General features: G+C 46.3%; 19 protein-coding genes. 11 read left to right on the forward strand and 8 right to left on the reverse strand.

The genetic code is table 11. The annotated features are described in order from the left end of the window. The first annotated feature begins 23 nt into the window (after positions 1-23). The 7 genes from BC349_RS07490 to BC349_RS07520 all read left to right on the forward strand — a co-directional run bounded on the left by BC349_RS07490 (position 24) and on the right by BC349_RS07520 (position 8444). Positions 24-860: a glycosyltransferase gene (locus BC349_RS07490; RefSeq protein WP_187256138.1), complete on the forward strand. Its 837-nt coding sequence runs from the start codon at positions 24-26 to the stop codon at positions 858-860. A gap of 12 nt (positions 861-872) precedes the next feature. Beyond that, the gene (locus BC349_RS07495; RefSeq protein WP_187256139.1) at positions 873-1982 is read left to right on the forward strand and encodes a glycosyltransferase; all 1110 of its coding nucleotides are present in this window, start codon (positions 873-875) and stop codon (positions 1980-1982) included. A 46-nt stretch (positions 1983-2028) separates the two neighbouring features. Next, a complete protein-coding gene (locus BC349_RS07500) occupies positions 2029-2340 on the forward strand; it encodes a hypothetical protein (RefSeq protein WP_187256140.1) in 312 nt (103 codons plus the stop codon). Positions 2341-2625: 285 nt separating this feature from the next. Then, positions 2626-4725: a glycosyltransferase gene (locus BC349_RS07505; protein ID WP_187256141.1), complete on the forward strand. Its 2100-nt coding sequence runs from the start codon at positions 2626-2628 to the stop codon at positions 4723-4725. A gap of 1 nt (position 4726) precedes the next feature. After that, the gene (locus BC349_RS07510; protein WP_187256142.1) at positions 4727-6904 is read left to right on the forward strand and encodes a glycosyltransferase; all 2178 of its coding nucleotides are present in this window, start codon (positions 4727-4729) and stop codon (positions 6902-6904) included. A 9-nt stretch (positions 6905-6913) separates the two neighbouring features. Then, positions 6914-7708, forward strand: coding sequence for an ABC transporter permease (locus BC349_RS07515; protein ID WP_187256143.1), 795 nt, complete (start codon positions 6914-6916; stop codon positions 7706-7708). 10 nt (positions 7709-7718) lie between these two features. Further along, positions 7719-8444, forward strand: a complete 726-nt coding sequence (locus tag BC349_RS07520; RefSeq protein ID WP_187256144.1) for an ABC transporter ATP-binding protein — start codon at positions 7719-7721, stop codon at positions 8442-8444. 52 nt (positions 8445-8496) lie between these two features. Here the strand turns inward: BC349_RS07520 and BC349_RS07525 are convergent, their stop codons facing one another. Beyond that, positions 8497-9801, reverse strand: coding sequence for an O-antigen ligase family protein (locus tag BC349_RS07525; RefSeq protein WP_187256145.1), 1305 nt, complete (start codon positions 9799-9801; stop codon positions 8497-8499). 91 nt (positions 9802-9892) lie between these two features. Between BC349_RS07525 and BC349_RS07530 the strand changes: the two genes are divergently transcribed. After that, positions 9893-11650 (forward strand): ABC transporter ATP-binding protein, encoded by a 1758-nt coding sequence (locus BC349_RS07530; RefSeq protein ID WP_187256146.1) that lies wholly within the window; start codon positions 9893-9895, stop codon positions 11648-11650. A 1-nt stretch (position 11651) separates the two neighbouring features. Here BC349_RS07530 and BC349_RS07535 read toward each other — a convergent pair whose 3' ends face one another. The 4 genes from BC349_RS07535 to BC349_RS07550 all read right to left on the reverse strand — a co-directional run bounded on the left by BC349_RS07535 (position 11652) and on the right by BC349_RS07550 (position 17889). Further along, a complete protein-coding gene (locus BC349_RS07535) occupies positions 11652-14033 on the reverse strand; it encodes a TonB-dependent receptor (RefSeq protein ID WP_187256147.1) in 2382 nt (793 codons plus the stop codon). A gap of 70 nt (positions 14034-14103) precedes the next feature. Further along, the gene (locus tag BC349_RS07540; RefSeq protein WP_187256148.1) at positions 14104-15939 is read right to left on the reverse strand and encodes a tetratricopeptide repeat-containing sensor histidine kinase; all 1836 of its coding nucleotides are present in this window, start codon (positions 15937-15939) and stop codon (positions 14104-14106) included. Then, positions 15936-16580, reverse strand: coding sequence for a response regulator transcription factor (locus BC349_RS07545; RefSeq protein WP_187256149.1), 645 nt, complete (start codon positions 16578-16580; stop codon positions 15936-15938). The genes BC349_RS07540 and BC349_RS07545 overlap by 4 nt, the downstream gene beginning before the upstream one ends. A gap of 133 nt (positions 16581-16713) precedes the next feature. Then, positions 16714-17889, reverse strand: coding sequence for a thiolase family protein (locus tag BC349_RS07550; RefSeq protein WP_187256150.1), 1176 nt, complete (start codon positions 17887-17889; stop codon positions 16714-16716). 172 nt (positions 17890-18061) lie between these two features. Here BC349_RS07550 and BC349_RS07555 point away from each other — a divergent pair, with 172 nt between their 5' ends. Genes BC349_RS07555 through BC349_RS07565 form a run of 3 tightly spaced genes read left to right on the forward strand, consistent with a single transcriptional unit; the run spans position 18062 to position 20561 of the window. Beyond that, positions 18062-18652 (forward strand): hypothetical protein, encoded by a 591-nt coding sequence (locus tag BC349_RS07555; RefSeq protein WP_187256151.1) that lies wholly within the window; start codon positions 18062-18064, stop codon positions 18650-18652. 7 nt (positions 18653-18659) lie between these two features. Next, positions 18660-19706 (forward strand): quinone-dependent dihydroorotate dehydrogenase, encoded by a 1047-nt coding sequence (locus tag BC349_RS07560; protein WP_187256152.1) that lies wholly within the window; start codon positions 18660-18662, stop codon positions 19704-19706. 33 nt (positions 19707-19739) lie between these two features. Next, positions 19740-20561: a TerC family protein gene (locus BC349_RS07565; protein ID WP_187256153.1), complete on the forward strand. Its 822-nt coding sequence runs from the start codon at positions 19740-19742 to the stop codon at positions 20559-20561. Positions 20562-20637: 76 nt separating this feature from the next. On the opposite strand, the gene BC349_RS07570 is transcribed toward BC349_RS07565, so the two are convergent. From BC349_RS07570 to BC349_RS07580, 3 genes are all read right to left on the reverse strand, one after another. Beyond that, the gene (locus tag BC349_RS07570) at positions 20638-21339 is read right to left on the reverse strand and encodes an RsmE family RNA methyltransferase (protein WP_187256154.1); all 702 of its coding nucleotides are present in this window, start codon (positions 21337-21339) and stop codon (positions 20638-20640) included. Further along, complete coding sequence (gene dnaB, locus BC349_RS07575) at positions 21339-22901, reverse strand: replicative DNA helicase (protein ID WP_187256155.1); 1563 nt, start codon at positions 22899-22901, stop codon at positions 21339-21341. Before dnaB ends, BC349_RS07570 begins: the two co-directional genes overlap by 1 nt. 500 nt (positions 22902-23401) lie before the next feature. Next, a complete protein-coding gene (locus BC349_RS07580) occupies positions 23402-23821 on the reverse strand; it encodes a hypothetical protein (protein ID WP_187256156.1) in 420 nt (139 codons plus the stop codon). Between the last annotated feature and the right edge of the window lie 40 nt (positions 23822-23861).

Consider the following 23861-nt stretch of genomic DNA (forward strand, 5'->3'; position numbering starts at 1 on the left):
TACTGTGTAATAAGAACCGTTCTATGCTATCGTCTGAAAAACCATTGGACTTTATTGTCCTTATTCCATATTACAATGACCTGTCCGGGTTAAAAGCTGCGCTGAGCAGTATTCATTACGATCCGTGGAGCTATGGTATTGTTGTAGTCGACGATGGCAGCAAATTGCCACTTCAGCTTTCCCAGATAAAATCGTTTTGCCATTCTCAACATGTGCACCTGGAAACACTGCAGTTCAACCAGGGTATCATACATGCACTCAATACCGGGCTGGACTTTATCTACAGTAACCTGATAACAAAATATATTGCGAGGCTTGACTGTGGCGACACCTGCATGCCGCAACGATTCCAGCAACAGGTTAATTACCTTGATACCCACCCGGATACGGATATGCTGGGAAGCTGGTGTTATTTTACTGACCACGAAAACAATAAACAGTTTTTATACAGGACACCTGTAAATGACCGGGAAATCAGACTTGGCATGTATTTCAGGAACCTCTTTATTCATCCTACGCTGATGTGGCGGTATGAATTAAAGGATACCATCAGGCAGTATCCGAACCAATATCCAAACGCGGAAGATTATGCGCTGGCTTATGCCATTTTAAAGAAAGGCAGGGCATCCATACTTCCGCAAGCGCTCGTGAATTGCAGAATCAATATGGCCGGCCTGTCATTTGGCAGAAGGAAAGAGCAATTGAGGAGCAGGAGCCTGGTGGTCAGCGATTATGGTGAAAATGCTTTTCTGAAAAGACTGGGCGTTCTAAAACTTAAACTGATGATGGGAATGCCCACCGGCTGGATCATGGCTTATAAATTTATTTTCAGCCGTATGCAACAGAAAGCCCAAAATTAGGATCATGGTCGTATGAAAATTGTTCATGTTGTTGAACCATTTGCTTCCGGAATTGCGGTTTTTGTAAAAACCCTGGTAGAAACAATGAGTGAGGATGTTCACATCATCATCCATGGTGAACGGGCAGAAGTTACTCCGTTTATCCAGGTTAAGCAGCAATTCCGTCAGTCCAATGTTCGCTTTATCCGCTGGCGTTCCGCCCAGCGCAGTATCAGTTTTCAGAAAGACAGCGCAGCTTTTTTCGAATTATATACCATCCTCAGGCGACTAAAAAGAAAAAACCTTGTGGATGCAGTGCACCTGCATTCATCCAAAAGCGGCTTTATCGGCAGGGCAGTTTGTAATGTCCTGAATATAAAAAATGTCATCTACACACCGAATGGCGCTCCGTTTCTGGTTGGCACCAGTGGGTTATCAAACTTTATATACAAGCAACTTGAAAAGTTTGGTGATCTCCTGGGCGGAAGGGTCGTATGTAGTTCAGAATCCGAAATGGATGCCTATAAAAAACTTGGCATCAACGCCAGCTTTGTAAATAATGGAATAGAGACGGCAGCATTCACCACCCGGAAACCTGCAAATTCCACAAAATTGCCGGGACAATTCAGGATCGTTACAAGCGGCCGTATAATAGACCAGAAACATCCTGAATTATTCAACCAGATCGCAGAATATTTTCGCGATTTTACCCAGTTTGAGTTTATCTGGATAGGCGACGGCCCCGACAAACAATTGCTCTACAATAAAAATATTTCAATAACAGGTTGGTTATCTCATGAAACCGTTCATGATATTGTGGTATCTGCGGACCTCTACCTGTCAACGGCCCGGTTCGAAGGCTTGCCTTTTGCTGTTATTGAAGCATTAGCCCTGAAGAAACCTGTATTGCTAACAGATTGTGTCGGCAACCGGGACCTTGTTAAAAACGGACTCAATGGCAATCTTTATAACACTTCGGATGAGGCCATTATTAAAATTCTTCAATATTATAACAACAACGATATGCTGGAAATAATGGGCAACCATTCTGCCAGTTATTGTGATGAGGATTTCAATATGCATACAAGTTATATCCAATATAAATGCTATTACAAATCGCCGATCAGTGGTATCGTGCAATAAATATTATACTGCTAAAGCAACGCCGTTTTTTGCCAGGTATATAAACATGCAGGAACAGTTAGAACATATAACAAGGTTCATAGAAGAGGAGATCAGACACAAGCAGGATTTGATCGATCAACAGGCAGACACTATTCTCCGCCTGCAAAAATCTATTGAAGAGCATCAACAGGAAACGCATCGGCATATGGAACAGTTGAATGAATACCAGAAAGTCAGCGATGGGAACCGTCAATTGATCAATAAACTATTAGGAGATTTATCAAAACTGCAGCAAGACCTTGACTGGTATAAAAGAACATATGAAGAAAGAAGTTTCCTGGGAACAATTATGGAAAAAATCAGAAGAAGATTCTGATTTTTTTAAAGCTGACGCCTATTTCAACTTAAAAATAAAAGCAACTACCAACTCCTTTATGAACAGATACTAACACCCTTTATACAGGCATACCCGGTTTACCTCATTCCATTCAAGGTAGTTTATAGTGGCTAGAACCCAGGTTTTGCTGGCACCAATAATTCCCGTGCCAGTTGCGAAAAAGCTAACAGGTTACTGCTGGTGAACTCCGATATAATTCCAAAACAAAAGGAATGGATAGGGGGTATTACCTCACTAAAATGACCAGCATCCAAGTAATACACAATGAATGATCAAATTCCTGTTTCGGTAATCATACCTGTTTTTAACCCAACAGAGCTTCTCTGGGAAACATATGAATCCTTACAAAGACAGACCTGCCAGAATTTTGAGTATGTAATCGTGAACGATGGCTCAACTGAAGAAAATGCACTGGAACTGCTAGGAAAATTACAGCAATCGAATCCCCGCATCCGGATAATTCACCTGCCTGAAAACAAAGGCCTGCCGGCTGCACGGAATGCGGGTATTCAGGCTGCAAGGGGCAAATACCTCTTTTTCATAGACGGTGATGATTTACTGCAGCCAACAGCCCTTGAAAAATTCCTGCTTACCATCGAAATCAACCCAAAGGCTTCTTTTGTAAATTCCTGGGTGGAGGGATTCGGGGAGATAAGCTATTGGTGGAAAGGCGGGTTTCATGAAGGGGCCGTCTTTCTGGAAGAAAACCGAAATACCAGTTGCTTTCTCGCACGCAGGGAGGTATTCAGGGAAATCCATTTCGACGAAACCATGCGGCATGGCAGCGAAGACTGGGACTTCTGGCTACACGCGGCCAGCAAAGGCTTCTGGGGCATCACCGTTCCGGAATTCCTTTTCAGGTATCGCAGGGTCAATGGCAATCGCTGGCAAGCATTTGAATCCAAAGAGAAACTTAAAAAGATAAAACGGCAGCTTAACGATCGGTATGGCAGTACTTTAAGGAAACAGGGGTTCCCCTTTATCCATTTAGAATCCTACGGACTGAAGACTGAAAACAACTTTACTGATTCATCCATTTACCAGAACAGGCATATACTCTTCATATGCCCATGGCTTGAAATAGGGGGTGCTGATAAATTCAATCTTGACCTGTTAACCGGCTTGAAGAAAAAAGGCTGGAAAATCAGCATCGTCTGTACACTTAAAGGCGAAAATAAATGGCAACATCATTTTGAAGCCATTACCACAGACATATTTTACCTGCATCACTACTCAGCAGAATGGAATTTTATTCAGTCCCTGGAAAATATTATCAGACTTCGCAAACCTGGTATAGTGTTTATTTCGAATTCCATGTACGCATATTATGCCAGTCCCTGGCTTAGATCTGTATTTCCAAAAATCAGGGTGGTGGATTATACCCACTGCGAGGACCCCGGATGGTACAATGGCGGTTACCCAATGTTTTCAACAACCTTCCACCACTTGTTGGACCGAAGTTTTACCAGCTCGGAACAATTAAAGCAATGGTGTGTTCAAAGAGGTGCCAATGCGGATAAAATATTTGTACGGCATACCAATATCGATACAAAATCAATTCGCCGCAACCACCAGGCCGGAAGAAAACTAAAGCTGAAGGAAGGCATCCAGGAAAGCACCCCGATTATTCTGTATGTGGCCAGGCTTACAGACCAGAAACAACCACTGGTCATGATTGATATCATTTCAAATTTATTTCACCATCACCGTGATTTCAGGATGGTGATAATCGGAGATGGCCCCGACAAACAAAAACTGAAATCTGCCATTGCACAATCACCGGCAAGAGATAACATCCTTTATCTCGGTAGTCAATCCAATGAAACAGTCAAACAATGGATGGATGCAGCCGATATTTTTTTCCTTCCTTCCGCCTATGAAGGAATTGCTCTTTCCATTTTTGAAGCCATGGCAAAGGAGCTTGCCATCGTTGCCGCCGATACGGGAGGTCAGAAAGAATTGGTGACAGCCAGTTGCGGATTTCTTATCAGCCAGGGGGAGCGAAAAGATGAAATAATACGCTATACCAATGCATTAAAAAAATTACTCGACAACCGGCAATTGGCAGCGGAGATGGGACTGTCCGGCCGAAGGCGGATTGAAGAATATTTTGATTTGCAGCTGATGATTGATGACATGGACCAGCAACTGACCGCTCTTTCAGAGACAGTGCTACCGGAAAATTATAATACCCCTGCTGCCAACGCTGCTGTGCTGAACAGACTCATGTACGTGGAACAACAATTACATTACGAATGGTATAGGAAAAATACCCCGGTTATCGAAAGGATGGTTCAGAATTACAGAAAGTCCCGCCTTAAGATCACGAAAGCCATTCAAAAAGCAGGCAATCTTTTCCGCTGACATGAAACAACCTGGAAAAAAATATTGGCTCCTGAGTTCTGAATATCCCCCGGTAACCGGCGGAGGCATTTCAACCTATTGCCAGCAAACTGCCAGCATGCTGGAAGAAGCAGGTTTTTCCGTTACTATTTTCCTGCCCAACAGGAACGCCGGCTATTGTGACATTACATTTGAAGATTCAGGTCGGCGGATCATTCAATTTAATCCCCAGTTGTACCCGGAAAGCAACTACCTCGGCTACGAAACAGTTACCAGCTATGCCATTGCAAAAACGATTTCGGATCGGGTAGTGGAAGAAGGTGCCCCGTACATTATTGAATCGCAGGAATATAATGGCCTGGCTTATTTCCTGTTATTATTCAGGTATCTGAAGTATGACAACTTCAAAAGCCTGAGAATTTTAATAACCATTCATGCCCCTTCCTTTATTTGTCTCCGTTATAACCACCATCCATATTACCGGTTACCCTATTTCTGGCTTCAGGAAATGGAAAAATTCTGTCTACAGGCAGCAGACTTGCTGATTGCACCCAGCACTCATGTACAGTTGGAAATCCTTCAGTCATATCCTGAGTTGACAAATAAAATACATCTCGTCAGAAATCCATATACCCCTGCCACCAAACCCGTTGAATCAGTGGTTAGAAAAATGAAGCAATGGGCGTTTTATGGCAAGGCCGCCCCCCTGAAAGGAATTTTTGAACTGCTGGCACTCACAAAAAAAATATGGACAGAAATCCCTGAGTTTTCCCTGACCATCATTGGCGGGCTGGATTATTATTATTACCCCGAAGGCGACCTGATGGGAAATATTATTCGCCGGATGTATAGACCACAGATCGAAAACGGACAATTGAGACTGGCGGGCAATATTAACCACGATTCAATTTCCAAACACCTGGCCGAATTTGAAGCGGTTGTTATACCCTCCAGATTTGACAACCTGCCATATGCAGCACTGGAACTAATGGCGGATGGGAAAATCATTTTGGCTGCGAGATCCGGAGGACATGCTGAGCTGATTGAGCATGGAGAAAATGGATTCCTGTTCGATCTGGCAAAACCCGAATCCTTCTATGCTGCATTCGGTGAAATCTCCAACCTGCAGAAAAGCGACAGAATAAGGATATCTCAAAAAGCAAGGGACACCATTGAAACCGCTACTGCCAGCCAAACCATTCTGAAGCAAAAAACAGACCTGATCGATTCTATTGGTGTTAAGGAAAAAACTGGATTCCCGTTTATCCGGCCGGTTTTGCAGCATGCAGGCAATTACCAGAACAAGGCATGCTTACACGAAAACGCTCGTTGCTCGGTTATTGTCCCCTATTTCAATATGGGTAAATACCTGGAAGAATGCATTTCATCCATCATCGGAAACGGTTCACGGGTGGGAGAAATTCTTATTGTGGACGATGGCAGTTTCGAGGAAATATCGATCCTGAAACTGAATGAAATAAAATCACGTTTCCCTATAGTCAGGATTATCAGGCAGGAAAACTGCGGATTGGCAGTGGCAAGAAATACAGGTGCACTGCATGCAAAGGAATCGGTATTGGCCTTCCTGGATCCAGATGATATGATTATGCCGGATTATTACAACAAAGCCATTAAGATTCTGGAGCAATACAGGAACGTGCATTTTGTCAGTTGCTGGGCAAAATATTTCGGAACAGTAAAAGGTTACTGGCCATCTTTCAATCCGGAACCACCACTTGCCCTCATTCACAATATGATGAACACCAGTTGCATGGTGGTAAAAAAGGAGTGCTACCTGGCTGCCGGCCAGAATGACCCGGCCATGATTTTTGGCATGGAAGATTATGACAGCATGCTGGGAATGTTGGAAAGGGGATTCCGGGGAGTAGTGATACCCGAAGCCCTGTTCCTTTACAGGGTTAGAAACAATTCGATGTCCAGGCATTTTAACAGGGAAAAGAAACAATATCTGTATCAGCTGATTGCCAATAAACACAAACAACTTTTCAATCAATATGGAAGTGAGGTTTCCAATCTGCTGAATGCGAACGGACCCGGATACCAATACGACAATCCCACGATTCCGGTACCCGAAACGCAATTATTAAATAAACTGCTATCTAATTCATTTACCCAAAAACTAAAATCCAATCCCCTGGCCCGAAAACTGCTGGTGCCCATTTACAGGCGGATAAAATAGAACTTTACCATGATCAAATTAATGAACGATTGGTTCAGGCAATCAAACAAGCTGGAAAGAATCTGGCTGATGGCAAAAATTGAATTCAAACTCAGGTACTACGAGAACAAACTGGGGCTCCTTTGGGCACTGATCAAACCACTTTCAGAAATCCTTATTTACTATGTGGCATTTGAGGTGATTATGAAACAGGGTATCCCCAATTTTGTTTCATTCCTGTTCATCGCACTTATCTGCTGGAACTTTTTTGTTGAAAGCACTTCCGGAACCATCCAGATCCTGAAAACAAAAAAATACCTTTACGAGTATACCAATATGAATAAAATGGAGATTTACCTGTCAACCATTTTAAGCAATTGTATCGGGCTGGTCTTCAACTCAGTTATCTTCCTTGTATATTATACATTCATTTCGGGTACTGAAATACCAATCACCTCAAAAGCGCTGCTGATGATTCCGATCTTCCTGAACCTGATACTGCTTTCACTGGCTTTATCCCTGATACTTTCAAGCATTTATGTTGTTGCCAAGGACATCGCACAAATCTGGACAGTGGTTATCGGGGTTGGTTTCTGGCTATCCCCCATCCTTTTCAAACTGGACACCTTCATGCAGGCATTGCCATCCCTTGCGTATCTCAATCCCATTTCCGGCATTATCATCAATATCCGAAAAGTGGCGTTGTACAACGAATGGCCAGATTGGACCATGTTCGGATTCAATTACATCTATGCGATCCTTTTATTACTGGCAGGGGCACTCCTCCTGAACAAACTGGGTGCAAAAGCATCTGAATACCTTTAAACACACAACCATGTCAGCAATTCACGCAAAAAATATCAGCAAGACATTTCATATCACTGAAGACAGCCATAATACCGTAAAACACCGGCTCTTTAATATTTTCAATCCACCCCGTAACAAAGCCGTTGAAGCTGTTAAAAAGATGAACTTCGAAGTAAAAAAAGGGGAATGCGTTGGCATAATAGGAAGAAACGGGAGCGGGAAATCAACCCTGACCAGAATCCTCGCAGGAGTATACAAAACAGACACCGGACACCTTAAGATCAATGGGAGCACACTGCTGATGAACCTGGGCGTTGGCATGAGTCATGAACTGACCGCGAGGGAAAACATTTATATCTCAGCATCGGTGCTTGGTTTAAAAATCAAAGAAATAGATGCCATATTTGACCAGATAGTTTCATTTGCCGAACTGGAAGAATTTGTTGACACCAAGATCAAGTACTTTTCTTCCGGCATGGTGGCAAGATTAAGTTTCTCCATCGCCGTTAATGCGGGGGCAGACATTATGTTCCTGGATGAAATTTTTGCCGTTGGCGACATGAAATTCCAGGAAAAAGCCATTAAGGTTTTTGAAAGCAGCTGGATTGAAGGTAAAACTGTCGTGCTGATTAGTCACAGTATGGATGTCATCCAGAAATACTGCACCCGAACCGCCTATATGAAACACGGGAAACTGGAATATTTTGGCAATACTGACAAGGCAATTGAACTCTACCTCGCAGATAATTTCTGATCCAAATTAATTGCATATCCGGGACAATGAATAAAACATGGCAACTGCGGTTTCAGGCTGCTTTCTTTTGGCCGGCGGCTGCAGCCCCCACAAAACAAATAAAAAAACAGGTCGTTATTACTCCGATACTTCGGTCAAAATAAGATTCACTGATAAATGACAGCGCAAAGGATGCAATTACAATGGCACCCCAGAAATTGCCTGCACGCAAGGCCCTCCGCATCGGTAATAAAATCCAGCCAAAAACCATCAGCACCAACCCGGCCAGCCCAAACGTCACCCAGGCATCCAGGTAATTATTGTGCAGGTTCCTGTTGGCCTTCACACCAAAACTGAAACCTTTCGTCTCATACACTTTCATCAACTCATCCATTTTGTCGCCCAACCCCGTTCCCAGCAGCATATTATTTTTCGCCAGTTCTATACCGCAATCCCAGACCGCCAGCCTGATGTTGGCGCCATTCCACTGGTCTGCTGTCAGTTCGCTGTTATAATGACTTTCCCTTGCCTCACTCCTGATATCATAACCGGTATAACCTAGCTCACGGAAACGGTTAAACGTTTTAGGCGAAAATTTCAGGAGCAGGAAACCAACCACTACCAGCCCCATCACCAGGGTTACACCTTCCAGCACCAGCCGCCTGCTGACAATTTTCCAGGCCAGAAATATGGCTGCGGCAGTATACAGGATAAGTATAGCCATGCGGCTGGCCAGTAAAAAATGGAAGGGTAGTAATACGACAAGGCTCAGATACAGCCAGGACCTTACCGCAGATGGCATGCCATCCCGCGTAATCAGCCAGGCAATGCTGAACAATGCAATGTTTACCATCATTGCCAGGTATATAGACTGAATTTCTACCAACCCACTCAGGGAATCATTGTACATAAATCCGCTGTCTCCGGTTCTTTTCCAGTTCAAAACTGCATCTCCCAGGCATAACAGAGCCACCATGGTGGTTATCATAACAAAAGCAACCAGTGCCCTTTCCCGCAGGAATTGGCTGATACGGGTTAACCCTAAAGATAAAGGGAAAATGATCAATGGGCTTCTGAGCCCAAGCATGACGCCTGCCTCCGCTTTATTGCCTGTCCAGGCCAGGCTTACAAGATGCAACAGAAAGAAACCAATCATCAGCCAGATGGACCTTTCAGCACGAAGGATTTCCCATTTGTCTTTCAGGCTGTTGATGGTCCAGGTATAAACGAACAATAATCCGATAGCGATGTTATTGATCACCGGATTACCACCCATAAACAGGGTTATAAAGAAGATAACCAGGGCAATATAATAGCCTGCTTCTTTTTTACTGAGCCGACCGGCATTCGCATCTTTCAGGATAAGGTAATTCAGCATCCGTGGAATTTCGGCAAAAATAGAGTAAGCAGGTAATGACAGGTATCCCTTTTGGTTGGTTTTATCCTAATTTTAGCATGAACGCATAATTATGAAAATTCTACTGCAATACCTTAAGCCATATAAATGGCTGGTATTACTCACCTTATTACTGGCCGGAATCAATACCGGCTTTTCGCTTATTGATCCGATCATCTTCGGGAGGATGACAAAAATCGCTTTTGACCACAAGAAATACACCTGGCCCGAATTCGGAAGAGCTGTCGGCTGGCTGGTACTGCTATCCATCACCGTAGCCATGGTCAGCCGGATTGCGAAGGCATTCCAGGATTATTTTTTTAACGTGATCACACAAAAATTCGGGGCCAAGGTTTTTACAGACGGACTACAACACGCCATGAAACTGCCCTTTCATGAATTTGAAGACCAGCGAAGTGGTGAAACACTCAGCATCCTCCAGAAAGTTGAAACCGATACTGAAAAATTCATCTCCAATTTCATCAATATATTATTCGGTGTCCTTATAGGCGTTTTGTTTGTGGCGGCCTATGCATTCACCATTCACTGGTCGCTGCCACTGGTATATTTCGGCGGAATATTTTTGCTGACCGTACTGACCAATTTCCTGAGCAAGCGGATCAAGACCATCCAGAAAAACATTGTATCACAAACCACTTCACTGGCTGGCAGCACCACTGAATCACTCCGCAACATCGAACTGATCAAGAGCCTTGGTCTTACCAACCAGGAAGTGCAGCGACTGAACCGGAATACCTATAAGATACTGGGGCTCGAATTGACCAAGGTAAAACGTGTCAGGAGTCTGAGTTTCGTTCAGGGAACATTCGTGAATACGCTGAGGCAGGTGATCCTGTTCCTTCTGCTCTGGCTGATCTACCGCGAAACCATGAAACCGGAAGAACTGGTGACGATGCAGATATTTTCCTTCTTTGTTTTCGGGCCCCTGCAGGAAATCGGCAATATCATCCTCTCCTACCGGGAAGCGGAAGCATCGCTGAACAATTTTAAAAACCTGATGCAGAAACAACCCGAACCACGCCCGGCCAACCCGATTGAACTATCCGCCATTCACCACCTGAGCTTCAGGGATGTAAGCTTCAAACACAAATCCACCAGGCATTACGCCATCCAGCAGATGAGCTTTGAGGTGAAGAAGGGAGAAACAATCGCTTTCGTGGGGCCATCCGGAGCCGGAAAAACTACCCTGGTGAAATTACTGGTGGGACTCTATCGTCCACAGGAAGGAAGTATATCCTACAATGGTATTAATGAGAATGATATTGATTATGAGGAACTGCGCAAACAGATCGGGTTCGTAACACAGGACACCCAATTATTCTCCGGAACCATCCGTGAAAACCTGCTGTTTGTACAACCCAATGCTTCTGATGAAGAAGTGCTGGACGCCCTGTACAAAGCCAGTTGCCAGAACCTGCTTGGCAAAGCAGAAAAAGGACTCGACTCGGTGATTGGGGAAAGCGGCCTGAAACTCAGCGGAGGGGAAAAACAACGACTGTCTATTGCGCGATCATTACTGCGCCATCCCAATCTCCTGATTTTTGATGAAGCCACCTCTGCCCTGGACTCCCTGACCGAGGAAGAGATCACACGCACCATCAGGCAGATATCCTCGCAGCGGGAACAGATCACCATCATGATCGCGCATAGATTAAGCACTATCATGCACGCTGACCGGATCTATGTCCTTGAGAAAGGAGAAATAGCAGAGACCGGTACCCACCAGGCTTTGCTGGAGGAGAAGGGTCTCTACTATGCCATGTGGCGCCAGCAGATCGGTGAAAGAAAAGCCCTGGTCAGCCCGGCCTGATTTATTTTTTGCCGATTGAGAAATCCAGCGGGATCAATAACTTGATATTGAAATTACGCCCCATGGCAAATACACCCGTGCGGCCTGTCACCAGGTTTTCAGCAGTATATTTCAGGCGACTGAGATGATTCTGGTAGGCCACATCTCCGATATTCATCACATTGAAATAAATGCTTGCGAAGTTTTTCTTACCCGCGAAAAGATCAGCGCTCAGACCTGCATTCAGCAGGGTATAAGCTGCAGTTATGGTTTCAGTGTTAAATACATCAAAGATCTTCTTCTGTGCCAGGGTATTGTCGAGCTGGAACCTGAGGGAAAGATTACGGAATGTTTTTCCTTCTTTCAGGAAATCGCCCCTCAGCTCAGACAGCCATCTGCCAGCCGGGATAAAAGGAATATTCCTGTTTCCTTCGACCCCGTCACTAAAACGGCCACGCACATACGAAAATGAATTTTCGAAATGGAGCCAGTCAAGTGGGTGGGGATGGATATCCACCACCACTTCAAATCCCGCGAGGCTGGCATCCTGCTGGTTGAAGCGGAAAGCAGTATTGCCATCCACCAGTGAATCGCCCCCGTTAACGGCAGGGATCCTGCTGTAATAGATATAATTATTGATGCTGTTCAGGAACAGGCTTGCTGAAAGGGAAAGGTGATCAGAATTAAATTCCGATCCAAGGTCTGCCTGCCAGCTGCTTTCGGACTGCAGGTTCCTGTTGCCATATTCGTACCGGTTGGTTCCTTCATGCGTACCGTTGGAAGCCAGTTCCGGTATACTTGGCGCCCGGAAACCCCTGGAAAGATTAAACTTGAGCGATATGGCCGGGGTTGGCAGGTAACTAATGCCGGCACTGCCGGAAAGATTGGAAAAATTCCGTGAAAAGGCCGCAAACTTTTCCTCCCCATCCTCCTCCATGAACTTTGAACGGATATGGCGGTTATCGAAACGCAGTCCGCCACTGAAAGTCAGTTTCTCCACTGATTTCTGTACATATCCGAAAACACCCGCATCAAACATATTGTATTCAGGGATCAGCGCTTCTTCCCCCTTATTCTGATTTGCCTGGGACAACCCGTTAACGCCAACCGTTACACGCCATTTGTTTTTCTCCCTGAAGTGGAAAGCTGTTGAATAGGTGAATGTATTCAGGTCAAAGTATAGTTCCCTGTCCTTATAATCATCGGGGTTGGCAAACTCCATACGCTGGTTCCGCTGGTAACCGATATTCAGTGTGATCCGGCCGGCACCGATCTGGAAGCTGTTATCCGATGCCACCTTGAAATGTTTTATCTCCTGCATCGGAACATGTGGTTTGATACTCCTGAAATCAGCCGCATCGGGAACGCCTTCTCCCCCACCGGGTAAAAGTTTGATGAACTCCCCGGTTTCATTTCTCTCACCCTCCACCACACCGAGTTGCTGGTTAAAATTGCTGATGACCAGGTGGCTGTAACCCCAGTTGCCATTGTAACCAAGGTAACCGCCAAAATTCTTCTCATTAAACCTTGAATTAAAGACCCGGCCGTCGTACTTATTTTTATAGTCGGTTGCTGCTTTGTAGGAACCGTATGCATTCCAGTTAAAACCTTTGTTATTGGCACCAAGGTTCATGTGAAAGGAACGGAGCCGGTTATTGGTCTGGTAATTGGAAACAAAAGAACCTTTCATCCTGCCTTCCTGCACCGGCACATTCGTAAGGATATTGATCACACCAGCCATGGCATCACTGCCATACATCAACGAAGCCGGTCCTTTCAGTATCTCCACTTTCTGCACACTTAATTCATCGATCTCCAGGCCATGCTCTTCCCCCCATTGCTGGCCCTCCTGCCGGATGCCATCATTCAGAACGATCACCCGGTTGAAACCCAATCCCCGGATAACAGGCTTGGAAATTGCCGGTCCGGTTGACACCTGGGAAACGCCTGGTTTATTACTCAGGGCATCCACCAGGTTGCTGGAAACAGATCTAACCAATTCCTCTTTCCTGACCACGGTAACAGGTGTGGGGTTACGCCGGGCCTGCATGGCTGTACTGATTCCCGTTACCACCACCTCATCGTTTTCAACCACGGAAGGGCTTAGTTGAAAATCCTTTATTGCCCCTGGTTTGATGACCACAAATTCAGACAGGGATGCATAACCGACATAGGACAGCTCTACCAGGTGCTGCCCTTCAGATAAATTATTCAGCCGGTATTCGCCTTTCGCATTGGTGGAAGTGCCTGTTTTCAGGTCCACCACCCAGACGGAAGCACCAGCCAGCGGCAGACCGGTTTGACTATCAGTCACCCTGCCCGAAAGCGAGTTTTTTGATTGCTGTGAACGGGCAGTACCCACACTGAAAAGCAGCACAATAAGGAAGTAGTAAATTCTGGTCATTTTTTTGCCTTTTTGAAACAACGATGCAAATATAGGGGGATGCTAGCCTGTTTTTGCAACAATGCTGCTTTTATTTTTTAAACCTCACGGTAAAACGGCAGCCTTTTCCGGTTTCGCTGGTACAGGTGATTGACCCGTTGAGTTCTGTAACCAGCCGGTTCACAATGGCCAGTCCCAGGCCGGTAGAGCCTTCCCCTGCTGTGGGCCGGTTGGTCAGTTGGGCATATTTGGTGAAGAGAAGCTGTTGCTCTTCTTCTGGGATGCCCGGTCCTTCATCTTCCACTGCAAGTTCTGCAAAATCACCCTTATCAGTAACCGAAACCCTTACCTCCCTGCCAGCTGGGGTGAATTTTATAGCATTGGAAAGCAGGTTATCCAGAATCCTCCGGATCAAAGCCTGGTCAGTCATCAGGAATACCGGCTCCTTCATCAAGGTAACATGAAGGCGGATATCCTTTGCGGCAGCCGCCGCCTGGTGTTCCCCTGCAACATGTGCCGCAAAATCGCCCAGGTTAAGCTCTTCCATTTCCAGTTTCTCCAGGCTGGTGCCCAGCCTTTCGATTTCCAGGATCTGGCGGATCAGTTTTTCGCCATTCAGGGCTGCGCCCCTGATCTTTTCCAATGATTTTTGCTGTCCGGCTGAAAGCGGTTGATCCTGCTCCAGCAGGCGGCTCCAGGTATCAATGGTAATAAAGGGGGTACTCAGATCATGGGAAACGATACTGATCAGTGAATTTTTTTCCTGGTTCAGGATAGCCAGCTTTTCTTTCTGACGGCCAATAATATCATTAACTTTTTTCAGCCTGAGGTTTGAGTTTCGGTACACCAGTAACAAGATGCCGACAAGTAAACCGATGATACCTGCCGCGATGACCAGTAGCTTCAGGTTACGGTTCTGAAGGCGCCCTTTTTCCACGGAAGCCTCCAGCAGCCGGTTCTGTTTTTCGCGATCGCGGGCATTGAACCTTTCCTGCATTTCTGCAATCGTTCTGCCAGACGACTCATTAACCATGGCGGTATCCAGGCGGTACCATTTTCGCTGGTATTCGAAAGCTCGCCTGTACTGGCCCTGTTTTTCGTGGAATTTGGAAATCAGTGCATAGGTTTCCGCCTCTTTACTTTTTGATCCGAGCCTGAGGGCAACCTGTAAGGCAGCATCCGTATACCATTTCGCGGAATCATAATGTCCCTGTTCGAGAAACACATCACCCAGGTTCAGGTAATCCGTCCAAAGGCTGGCGGTGTCTGATGATGACTCATGAACCTGCTTGTTGATGTTAAAATATTCCCTGGCCTTCTGAAAATTATTTTCCTTAAAATATACGTTGCCCAGGTTATTGTAAATGACGGGGAGGCTTTCTGTCCGCTTATACTGGTTGCTTAATTTCAGCGCCCGGTTCAGGTAAATAAGTGCTGTATCGGTCTGGTTCAGCATATTGTATAAGGCACCCAGGTTGCTATAGGCGGAAATAAGGGAAGATACTTCGCCCTGCAATTCAGACAGGCGAAGTGACCGCAGGTAAACTTCCTTTGCTTTTGCCGGCTGTTTTATTTCAGAGTACACAATTGCCAGGTCACTCAGCGCGGCAATTTCATATTCTATTTGTCCACTGCTCCTTGATTCGGCCAGGGTTGCCAGGTAATAGCGGATGGCCTCATCATAATCTCCGGAAAACTCGCTGTGTATGCCCTTTAATCGCAGGGCCAGGATCCTGCCTTTCCTGAAGTCCAGCTGGTCCGACTGTTGTTCAATAAAGGCAGCATTGATCAGGAGAGAATCCAGCTTCTCTTCCGAAAATTCCAATGAATGGTCATACAGACTTTTCAGGTAATTGGTATCCGGTTTCTGGGCAATGGATACACTCACCTGGCAAAAGGCAAATGCTATAATCAGGATGTATTTCAATCAATCAGGTTATTCCTGAGAGCAAACTTCACCAATCCAACCGTATTCTGTACACCGAGTTTTGCAATCAGGTTCTTCCGGTGGGTTTCAATCGTACTTACACTTAAAAACAGTTTTTGGGCGATTTCGGCATTACTGAATTCGCGGCATACCAGTTTCAGCACTTCAATTTCACGCTTTGACAATATCTCATCCACTTTCCTGTCCTCAATAGTGAGGGTATTGCGAAAATCCCCTTCATGCAGGATATCAATTTCCCTGCTGAAATAGTTCTTTCCGGCCCCTACAGTTTCAATGGCTGTTACCAGTTCTTCCACTGTTGCATTTTTGAGAATATATCCCTGGATGCGATACTTCATCAACTTGTGAACATACCGGGTGCCCCTCATCAGTGTGAGGTAAATGACGCGCTGCATTGGCCGGATGGCCCTGATCCTGCGAATCAGTTCCTCCTCCTCCATATCCGGAAGGTTGACATCCAGCAGTAACACATCATCCGGGGAAAGTTCAGGTAACCTGTTGAGCAAATCCTTTGCGCTTAGACTTGAACCGGTTACTTCAACCTTTTCCTGTTTTTGCAATAAAAGGGAGATTCCTTCCAGGTACATCTCATGATCATCGGTGATAAAAACCCTTATCATACTTCACAGCTCATTTTGGTACATAAATTCCCATTGAATATTCGGGATTTACAAAGAAACTATTTTTTAATGTTTCATTAAATAAAAAACGCTGTGCCACCACACAGCGTTTCAAACTTACCTTGTTGCAGTTTTACAGATTTTCAATAATGCCGGCAATACCCTGTCCACCGCCCACACATGCCGTTACCAAACCATATTTTTTACCGAGTCGTTTCATATCCTGGGTAATCTGAATGGTCAGCTTGGCACCGGTGCATCCCAGCGGATGGCCAAGGGCAATAGCTCCCCCATTGATATTTACCAGTTCCGGATTAAGTCCGGCTTCCCTGATTACAGCCAGCGCCTGGGATGCAAAAGCCTCATTCAATTCCACCAGGTCAATTTGTGACAGGCTCATTCCAGCCTGCTTCAGCGCTTTGGGAATGGCAGCTACCGGTCCTATGCCCATAATACGGGGATGCACACCCGCACTTGCACAACTTACCAGCCTGGCCATCGGTTGAAGCCCGAGTTCCTTTACCATGGTTTCACTCATCACCACCACAAAAGCAGCGCCATCACTGGTCTGTGATGAGTTGCCCGCCGTTACCACACCACCTGCCGCGAATGCAGGCTTCAGTTTGGCAAGCGCTTCCAGGCTGGTATCAGCACGCGGACCTTCATCTGTTTCTACGAGGTATTCCTTTTTTTGTTTTTTGCCTTTATCATCAAGATATACCTGCTCCACTTTAACCGGAAGAATACCGGGTTTGAAATACCCCTGTTCAATGGCACGAATGGCTTTCTGGTGACTGTTGTAGGAAAACTCATCCTGCGCCTCACGGCTGATGCCATATTCCTTCGCCACCGCTTCGGCTGTTAATCCCATGCCAAGGTAATAGTCAGGGGTTTCGCTGGCCACACTGTAGGCCGGAACCGTTTTCCAACCAACTGTAGGCACCATACTCATGCTTTCCACACCACCCGCCACAATGCATTCTGCCAGGCCACTGCGTATTTTTGCCGAAGCGATGGCGATGGTTTCAAGGCCACTTGCACAATACCGGTTAACCGTCATGCCCGGCACTTCAATACCCAGGGCCCTTACCGAGATCATGCGACCTACCTGCAAGCCCTGCTCAGCTTCAGGAACAGCATTGCCCACAATCAGGTCATCCACCCTCGACGGATCGAGTTGCGGCACGGAGGCCATCAAACCTTTAATAACATCCACTGCGAGGTCATCCGGACGTACAAAACGGAAGCCTCCCCTTTTTGATTTGGTAACAGCCGTGCGGAACCCCGCAACAATGTAAGCATCCTGCATATGAATATGTTTTATATGTGCAATCATCCCCCAACCACTCCTGCCGTTTCTTCACACTGCATTTATTTAGTTGCATAGACAACTTTCTGAATCAAATTTAAGTTTTCTCCTATTCCATGAAAAATAATTTTTTGCAATCCCCGGCCAAAGGTTTTTTTTTGATAAAAAGTTAATGAAGAAGACCTTATTCGTATTAGCCTGGATGATCTGCGCTGTTACTGCCCACTCCCAAACCGCTGCCGACAGTGCCGCACTGGTGCAACGCCTGGATGAATTCATGAAAGCAAACAGCGTACTCGATATTCCCAAAGTGATTGACTATACCTATCCCAAACTGTTTGAACTGGCTCCGAAAGAAACCATCATAGAAGCCATGAAAAACAGCTTTGACAATGAGGAAATAAAAATAACGATGGACTCACTGGCAGTGGTTAAGATCCACCCCGTGTTTGCACTTAATAATGGCATGTATTCGCGGATCGACTATTCCATGGTAATGCGGATGCAATTCAAAAAACAGCTGAATATGGACCAGGAGCAGGTGAATTCAGCCCTGACTGCTTTCCGCACACAATTTGGCCAGAAAAATGTATGGTACAACGAAACAGATAAGCTTTTTAATATTTACCAGCTGACATCCATGGCCGCGCTCCGGGATGAACCAAAAGAAAAATGGACATTTGTAAATATAAAAAAAGACGACCCCATGATGATGCAGCTGCTGGATAAGGCTCTTATCGAAAAGCTGGAATCATACAAATAAAAGGCACATGTATTCCCTATTACGCAATCTACTTTTCCGTTTGCCGGCTGAATCGGCCCATTATTTTTCAATGAACAGTCTGCAGCTTGCCTGTTCTGTACCCGCCATCAGAAAATACATCGCCAGGACTTTTACCGCGACTGAAAGCCGGCCGGTGCAGGCATTCGGACTGGATTTTAAAAATGCAGTGGGACTTGCAGCCGGTTTTGATAAAAATGCCCGATATCTCCGTGAACTCGAAGCCCTGGGTTTTGGTTTTGTGGAGATCGGAACGGTAACGCCCAAACCCCAGCCCGGCAATGAAAAGCCACGCCTTTTCCGTCTTCCTAAAGACAAGGCCCTGATCAACCGGATGGGATTCAATAATGACGGGGTAAAAGTGGTTGCGGAAAGACTCAAAAACTGGAAACTGGCCCATCCTGATAACAGAAACGGACAACCGAAACTGATCATTGGCGGCAATATTGGTAAAAACAAGGTAACACCCAATGAAGAAGCATGGAAGGATTATGAGATCTGTTTCCGTGAACTCTTTGATGTGGTGGATTATTTCGTGGTAAATGTGAGTTCCCCCAACACGCCGGGACTGCGGGCCCTGCAGGAGAAAGACGCCCTGCACAAGATACTGTCGCACCTGCAGACCATCAACCAGCAACAGCCGAGGCCAAAACCCCTGTTACTGAAGATCGCCCCCGACCTCACCACAGAACAAATCGATGATGTGATTGACCTGGCACTCGAAATCAGGCTGGACGGGCTTGTGGCCAGCAATACCACCATCAGCCGCGCAGATCTGCAGACGTCCGCAAAGGAACTGGAAAAGATCGGGGCGGGCGGACTGAGCGGATCTCCCTTACGTACACGGGCAACCGAAATAGTGGATTATATCCGCCGCCGTTCAGGAGGAGCTATTCCCATTATTGCCAGTGGCGGAATTTTTACCGGCGAAGATGCACGCGAAAAACTGTCAGCCGGAGCATCCCTGGTACAGGTATGGACCGGATTTATTTATGTAGGTCCTACTATTGCAAAAAACATTTGTAAATCACTCTGAGTTTAACCACCAACCACTAACAATAATTTTTTTATGGAACACTTATTTACAAGTGAAAGTATCATCAGTTTCGTCATCCTTGTGATTCTGGAAGTGGTGCTCGGAATCGATAATGTGATTTTCGTAAGCATCATCATGAACCGCCTGACGGATATCAAAGACCAGAAAAAAGCCCGGCGCTTCTGGATGATATCAGGAATTATCGTCAGAAGCCTGCTGCTGATGGCGCTGGGCTGGTTGCTCAGCCAGAAAGGAAAATATCTTTTCAGTATCGGCGACAAGGGTTTTGATCTTGCCAGCATTGTGATGTTGGCCGGGGGATTGTTCCTGATTTACAAATCAGTGAAGGAAATCCACCACAAACTGGAAGGCGATGACCCCAATGCAGACCCCAAAAATGCAGCAGGCATCAGTTTTGGCCAGGCTTTGGCGCAGATCATGCTGCTGGATGCCGTGTTTTCATTTGACAGCATCATCACGGCGGGTGGTACTGCCAAGCACGTGGAAATTATGATCGCTGCCGTGGTCATCGCCATGATCGTGATGTTCCTCTTCAGTCCCAATATTTCCGGATTTATCCATAAACACCCGACTCTTAAAATGCTGGCGCTATCCTTCCTGGTCATGATCGGACTCAGCCTGGTTATTGAAGGATGGGACAGTGAGGCGGCCCATGCGTTACATCTCAAGAACTACATCTATTTCGGCATGGCCTTCTCCGTTGGCGTTGAAATGCTGAACATGGCCATGCGCAAAAAAGTGGTACCAAAGCCTGTTGAACTCCGTGAACCGCAGATAGAAAAAGCAACTGTTGCTCAATCGCATCCCGATCATTATGATGATATGGCGCGTTAGGAAGAAGGCAGGATGGGATGACGGCACGACGGGATGATGGCGCGATGGGATAAAGCCAGTGCTTAGCGCGGTAAACTCAGGAAATACAGAGCAGGGTGGCGCCCACAAGTCCGGCAGTTTCAGTTCGCAGGCGGGCATTTCCCAGTGTCACCGGCACATAACCATTTGAAATGGCCAGCTCAATTTCTTCCGGGGTAAAATCTCCTTCAGGCCCGATCAGCAATACCTGTTTACCGGTAGCAGGTCCTTGCAGCCGCAATGACCTGCGATCGGTTTCAAGGCAGTGTGCGATCCATTTCTGATCAAAACCGGATTGCTGCACCAGGCTGGAAAAAACATTGGGCTCCTGCAATACCGGCAACCACACCTGCTGGCTTTGCAACATGGCGCTCACCAGTATCTGCTGCATGCGGTCATAACGAAAATGTTGTTTTTCGGTCCGGTGGCAAAGCAGTGGAATGATTTCCGCAACACCCACCTCGGTCGCTTTTTCAAGGAACCATTCCAGTCGCGATACATTCTTTATAAGTGAAATGGCAATGGTAACGGCAGCCGTTTTAGGCGGCTCAAATCGTTTTTCAACAACCCTGACGGCAGCCCTTTTCTTGTGTGCATCAGTAATGGTACAGCGCAGCAAATGACCTTTCCCGTCGGTCAGGTGCAACTGCTCCCCTTCCTCCATCCGCAGGACAGAAATCATATGCCGCGAAGCAGGCTCGTCCAGCAGGATGGCCTCGCTGCCATCATAATGAGGTAAATAAAAGTAGGGAAGCGACATCAGAACGGAGTTTCGTCATCGTCGAAAGGCACATCGTTCATCCGGCTGCCGATCTGGCGATAACCGCCACCGTCCGAAGGTCCGCCACCACCGGGGGCGATAGGCTTCCAGGCTCCCGGCAATCCGCCGGCAGCAGGTATTTCCCCTTCCACGCCTTCGTCTACAAATTTCTGGATATGCAACTGGGCCCTGAGTTTGATGGTCTCCAGTGAACCGTTACGGTGCTTGGCTATTCGCACATGGGTTTCCCCTTTTACGCTTTCGCCATGTTCGTTGGAGTTCACGTCATAGTATTCAGGACGATAGATAAACATTACCATATCAGCATCCTGTTCGATGGCACCCGATTCACGAAGGTCACTCAGCTGCGGCATTTTATTGCCCTCTTTACGGGTTTCTACGGCCCGGCTTAACTGCGAAAGTGCAATGATGGGCACTTCAAGTTCTTTTGCCAACTGTTTCAGTGATCGGGATATCTGGCTGATTTCCTGTTCACGGTTGGTATTACCGCCGGCGCCACTCATCAGCTGCAGGTAGTCGATGATGATCAGGCCGAGGTCATGTTTATTCTTCAGGCGGCGACATTTTGCCCTCAGTTCAAAAATGTTCAGGGCTGCGGTGTCGTCGATGAAAATTTTAGCTTCGGAAAGCCGATTGATGCCTCTTTTGTACAACTGTTCCATTTCATGCTGCTCCATCTTACCCCGGCTGATCTTTTCGAGCCAGATCTCAGATTCAGCAGACAGGATACGCTGAACCAGCTGTCCGGCACTCATTTCAAGGCTGAATACTGCCACCGCTGTAGGTCGGGTAGGACTCAACGCTGCATTACGCGCCAGGTTAAGGGCGAAAGCTGTTTTACCTACTGCAGGGCGGGCTGCCAGGATGATCAGGTCGGTCTTCTGCCAGCCGTAGGTTACTTTATCAATACTGGGGAAACCGGAAGGCACACCCGAAATATCTTCTGTCTGGTTCCTCAGGTCTTCGATCCTTTGCACAGCCTGCACCAATACGGAATCAATGGAGCTGTAATCTTTGCGGAGGTGATTATTGGTGATTTCGAACAATTTGCTTTCGGCCTGGTCGAGCAGGTCAAAAACATCTGTGGAGTCCTCGTAAGCATCACTGATCACTTCGCCACTGATCTTTATCAGCTCACGCTGGATAAATTTCTGGAGGATGATGCGGGCATGGGCGTCAATATTGGCGGAAGAAACGACCGTATTGGTCAGTTTCGTAACATAATATGGTCCACCCACCATTTCGAGTTCCTCCCTTTTGCGCAATTCTTCCACTACGGTGAGGATATCGATAGGCTGGCTTTTCTGTGAAAGCCCCTGCATGGCTTTAAAAATCCGCTGGTGTGCATCCGTATAAAAGCACTCCGGCTTCAGGATTTCCACCACAGTATCAAAAGCCCCTTTTTCCAGCATGATGGCGCCCAGTACAGCTTCCTCCAGGTCTTTGGCCTGGGGGGGTACTTTACCATAGACCATGGTGCTCAGATCAAGGGTACCTTTCCGTCTGTTTTTTCGGTCTTTATTGATATTTGTAAGATCCATCTGAACTATTCTGCGTTACCGGAACATTAAGAAATTATTAACCGGGTGTTATCACCCTGAGTCGGGACGGCGAATATATACCCCCCTCCAACTTCTAAAAAAATTTTTTAAACCGTTTAGTTATGCTTAAGTAATACAGATGGTTTTCCACAGCGATTGGTGGCTTATCCCCAAAATAAATCTGGGATATCCACAATTTAAAAAAGTTTTCCTTGTTTTTGCCAAAGAAATACACACCGGCTGTGAACAAAGATTTAGTGCCTGTTTGTTGGTTGTTAATAACTACCACCATTATGGCATTGACAGCGATAATGCTGTGTAAGGAACAGGAAATAACCTGATCAAATCCGCCCTGAACAGGGGTTTCCGTTGAAGTCTGTTTTTTCTGCGGGCCCGCAAACGCAGCACTGCAGCGACTTATATCCCTGCAGGAAAACACCGTTAAAACACCTTTTTTTGGGAAGTCCCTGTTTCACTGCCGTTTCACGGGCCGGGCAATATTATAAATGGGCCCTTTCTGCCACTTCATTTTCATTGTGACAGCTGTTACACCTTTTCACCAGGTACTCATACCGGTTGACCGACCCGAGGCTGTCGCGTCGTTTAAGGCTTCTGATCAGTTGTCCCATGGCTTTTTCCATCTTTTTTTCATAGAAATCACGGAAAGGTTCCTTCAGCCGCTGGTGCCGGTCAAAACTTGCATTGCAAATACCAAAAACAGAATCCATGCCCCTGGCCATTTGCAAAGCGCCATCCCAATCGCCTTTCAGAATATCCTGCCCCACGGTTTCCTGCAGGATGGCCAGTACATCCATCTGTTCACTGAGGTCTTTCAGCGGTTCCCTGCCCGGTTCTTCCACCATGCAGCTACCGATGCCTGCCATCATGGCCAGCATGCTAATCCAGCAAAGAATTTTCATGTACTGATCTTTAAACCGAAACTACATTATCGGGGCTTTT

Source organism: Flavihumibacter stibioxidans (genome assembly GCF_014332695.1).
GTDB classification, from domain to species: Bacteria; Bacteroidota; Bacteroidia; order Chitinophagales; family Chitinophagaceae; genus Flavihumibacter; species Flavihumibacter stibioxidans.

What these genes read in the sequence shown, in the direction of transcription:
- BC349_RS07545 (WP_187256149.1), bottom strand. Translation starts at nt 16,580, where the DNA reads ATGATAAGGGTTTTTATCACCGATGATCATGAGATGTACCTGGAAGGA.
- BC349_RS07530 (WP_187256146.1), top strand. Translation starts at nt 9,893, where the DNA reads ATGAAAATTCTACTGCAATACCTTAAGCCATATAAATGGCTGGTATTA.
- BC349_RS07560 (WP_187256152.1), top strand. Translation starts at nt 18,660, where the DNA reads ATGTATTCCCTATTACGCAATCTACTTTTCCGTTTGCCGGCTGAATCG.
- BC349_RS07570 (WP_187256154.1), bottom strand. Translation starts at nt 21,339, where the DNA reads ATGTCGCTTCCCTACTTTTATTTACCTCATTATGATGGCAGCGAGGCC.
- BC349_RS07555 (WP_187256151.1), top strand. Translation starts at nt 18,062, where the DNA reads ATGAAGAAGACCTTATTCGTATTAGCCTGGATGATCTGCGCTGTTACT.
- BC349_RS07490 (WP_187256138.1), top strand. Translation starts at nt 24, where the DNA reads ATGCTATCGTCTGAAAAACCATTGGACTTTATTGTCCTTATTCCATAT.
- BC349_RS07510 (WP_187256142.1), top strand. Translation starts at nt 4,727, where the DNA reads ATGAAACAACCTGGAAAAAAATATTGGCTCCTGAGTTCTGAATATCCC.
- BC349_RS07500 (WP_187256140.1), top strand. Translation starts at nt 2,029, where the DNA reads ATGCAGGAACAGTTAGAACATATAACAAGGTTCATAGAAGAGGAGATC.
- BC349_RS07550 (WP_187256150.1), bottom strand. Translation starts at nt 17,889, where the DNA reads ATGCAGGATGCTTACATTGTTGCGGGGTTCCGCACGGCTGTTACCAAA.
- dnaB (WP_187256155.1), bottom strand. Translation starts at nt 22,901, where the DNA reads ATGGATCTTACAAATATCAATAAAGACCGAAAAAACAGACGGAAAGGT.
- BC349_RS07565 (WP_187256153.1), top strand. Translation starts at nt 19,740, where the DNA reads ATGGAACACTTATTTACAAGTGAAAGTATCATCAGTTTCGTCATCCTT.
- BC349_RS07505 (WP_187256141.1), top strand. Translation starts at nt 2,626, where the DNA reads ATGAATGATCAAATTCCTGTTTCGGTAATCATACCTGTTTTTAACCCA.
- BC349_RS07525 (WP_187256145.1), bottom strand. Translation starts at nt 9,801, where the DNA reads ATGCTGAATTACCTTATCCTGAAAGATGCGAATGCCGGTCGGCTCAGT.
- BC349_RS07535 (WP_187256147.1), bottom strand. Translation starts at nt 14,033, where the DNA reads ATGACCAGAATTTACTACTTCCTTATTGTGCTGCTTTTCAGTGTGGGT.
- BC349_RS07580 (WP_187256156.1), bottom strand. Translation starts at nt 23,821, where the DNA reads ATGAAAATTCTTTGCTGGATTAGCATGCTGGCCATGATGGCAGGCATC.
- BC349_RS07495 (WP_187256139.1), top strand. Translation starts at nt 873, where the DNA reads ATGAAAATTGTTCATGTTGTTGAACCATTTGCTTCCGGAATTGCGGTT.
- BC349_RS07520 (WP_187256144.1), top strand. Translation starts at nt 7,719, where the DNA reads ATGTCAGCAATTCACGCAAAAAATATCAGCAAGACATTTCATATCACT.
- BC349_RS07515 (WP_187256143.1), top strand. Translation starts at nt 6,914, where the DNA reads ATGATCAAATTAATGAACGATTGGTTCAGGCAATCAAACAAGCTGGAA.